The organism is Bacillus sp. Xin1 (assembly GCF_013314535.1).
In the GTDB taxonomy this organism is placed as follows: domain Bacteria; phylum Bacillota; class Bacilli; order Bacillales; family Bacillaceae_G; genus Bacillus_A.
In genome coordinates this window covers 1-445 of sequence record NZ_JABUAE010000182.1, presented here as the reverse complement: position 1 = coordinate 445, position 445 = coordinate 1, and the positions used below count along the sequence as shown (strand labels likewise).

1 protein-coding gene is annotated in these 445 nt (G+C 35.7%); it reads left to right on the top strand.

The features are described from left to right. Positions 1 to 445: IS6 family transposase (locus HRG09_RS28420; protein WP_174104111.1), on the top strand; the 445-nt coding region annotated here is incomplete at both ends.

Genomic DNA, 445 nt, shown 5'->3' with positions numbered 1-445 from the left:
ATCGTGATGTATCTGAAATCTTGAAAGAGCGTGGTGTTTCGGTTCACCCAACAACTATCATGCGCTGGGTTCATGAATATGGAAACCTTATCTATCAAATTTGGAAGAAGAAAAATAAAAACGTTCCATTATCTTGGAAACTAGATGAAACCTATATAAAAGTCAAAGGAAAATGGTGTTATTTATATCGTGCAATTGATAAAGACGGGCAAACATTGGATATTCAACTTCGTAAAAAACGGGATTATCAGTCTGCCTATGCTTTTATGAAAAGATTGGTCAAAACGTTTGGAGAACCAGCGGTTCTCACTACAGACAAAGCACCAGCATTACTTTGTGCATTTAACAAATTAAGAGAACAAGGCTTTTATATAAATACAATTCATTGTACAATCAAGCATTTGAACAATCTCATTGAACAGGACCATAGGCATGTGAAGCGACG